Origin of the sequence: Paenibacillus sp. FJAT-26967, assembly GCF_001541095.1 — a bacterium.
In the GTDB taxonomy this organism is placed as follows: Bacteria; Bacillota; Bacilli; order Paenibacillales; family NBRC-103111; genus Paenibacillus_F.
The window spans coordinates 1-1,866 of record NZ_LMXH01000017.1 but is presented as its reverse complement, the minus strand read 5'-3'; the positions used below and the strand labels follow the sequence as shown (position 1 = coordinate 1,866).

At 56.6% G+C, this 1,866-nt stretch carries 1 protein-coding gene and 1 pseudogene; both read left to right on the top strand.

Annotated features, from left to right (window positions below; genetic code table 11):
- Positions 1 to 1,357: pseudogene (locus AR333_RS24060) on the top strand (condensation domain-containing protein); the annotation flags it as partial.
- Positions 1,358 to 1,380: 23 nt separating this feature from the next.
- A partial coding sequence (locus AR333_RS25580; protein ID WP_156431001.1) for an AMP-binding protein occupies positions 1,381 to 1,866 on the top strand: 486 nt, incomplete at its 3' end.

Sequence of the window (1,866 nt, the reverse complement as noted above, 5' to 3'; positions counted from 1 at the left end):
CCTTATCGAGCTGGAGCCGGAGCGTCATATCCTGCTGTTCGATATGCATCACATTATCTCGGACGGGGTGTCGATGGACGTGCTCGTGGAAGAGTTTGTGGGCTTATACAGCGGAGATAAGCTTGAACCGCTGCGCATCCAGTACAAGGATTATGCCGTATGGCAGCAGTCCGAAGCGCAGCAGGAGCAATTGAAGCGGCAGGAAGCCTACTGGCTGGATAAATTTAAAGGAGAACTGCCCGTTCTGGAGATGCCGGCTGATTATGCGCGTCCGGCGGTGCAGAGCTACGAAGGACATGCACTTTCATTTTTTATTGATGCACAGAAAAGCGAGAACTTGAAACGGATCGCCGCAGAAACCGGCTCGACGCTCTACATGGTCCTGCTTGCGGCGTATACGATCCTGCTGCACAAATATACGGGCCAGGAAGATCTTATCGTAGGCACGCCGATTGCGGGAAGGAACCACGAAGACGTACAGCCGCTGATCGGAATGTTCGTTAATACACTGGCAATCCGTAATTATCCGGCCGGGGAGAAGACGTTCATCTCGTATCTCGAGGAGATCAAGGAAACGACCTTGGGTGCGTATGAGCATCAGAATTATCCGTTTGAAGAACTGGTGGATAAGATCCAGGTTGCCCGTGATTTAAGCCGCAATCCGCTCTTTGATACGATGTTTACTTTGCAAAATACGGAGAACAAGGAGTTCAGGCTCCCCGGGCTCCAAATGGAGCCGTACACCAGTGAAGAAATCGTGTCTAAATTTGATTTGAGCCTTGATCTGACAGAAAAGGATGGCGGTCTGGAATATATTCTTGAATATGCGACTGCCTTGTATAAAAAAGGGACGATCGAACGATTCGCGAAACATTTTGAGCAATTGCTCGACGCTATCGTGAGTGAACCGGGCGCAAAAGTTGCAGCGCTGGATATAATGACCGCAGAAGAGAAACAGCAGATCCAGCAGGAGTTCAATGCGGAGCCTGCCCGTGGACTTCCGCCGGAGCAGCCGCTCTACCGGTTGTTCGAAGAACAGGCCGCACTTACGCCAGCGCAAGCGGCGGTTGTGTATGAAGATACGCAGCTGACGTACGGCGAGCTGAACGAACTGGCCAGTCGCCTGGCCGCAGCGCTGCGGGCGGGAGGCATCGGCCGCGAAAGCATCGTCGGCATCTTGGCCGATCGTTCCGTGGAGCTGCTGGTCGGTGTCCTGGCGGTGTGGAAAGCCGGAGGCGCGTACGTACCGATAGACCCGGATTATCCGCAGGACCGCATCCGGTTCATGCTGGAGGACAGCGGCGCATCCGTGCTGCTAACGCAGAGCCATCTGCTGGAGCGCACCCGGGCCTGGCTGNTCCGCAGGACCGCATCCGGTTCATGCTGGAGGACAGCGGCGCATCCGTGCTGCTAACGCAGAGCCATCTGCTGGAGCGCACCCGGGCCTGGCTGGACGAAGGAGTGGCGCTGCCGTTGCAAAGCGTGCTGTGCCTGGACGACGAGACAGCGTACAGCGCAGCTGGTGTGGATGCTGCTGGCGTGAATGCAGCGAACAGCGCACTCGGCGTAGACGCTGCTGGAGCGAATGCAGCGAACAGCGCACTCGGCGTAGACGCTGCTGGAGCGAATGCAGCGAACAGCGCAGCCGGAGTAGATGCAGCTGGCGTGAATGCAGCAAACAGCACACTCAGCGTTGATGCTGCTGATATGAATGCAACGTACAGCGCAGCCGGTGTGAGTGCAACTGACGTTAACGACAGCGCAGCGCGCATGGAAGATCTGGCCTACGTGATCTACACGTCAGGCACCACGGGACGCCCCAAAGGCGTCATGATCGAGCACCGCAGCCTCGTCAACACGGCAGCG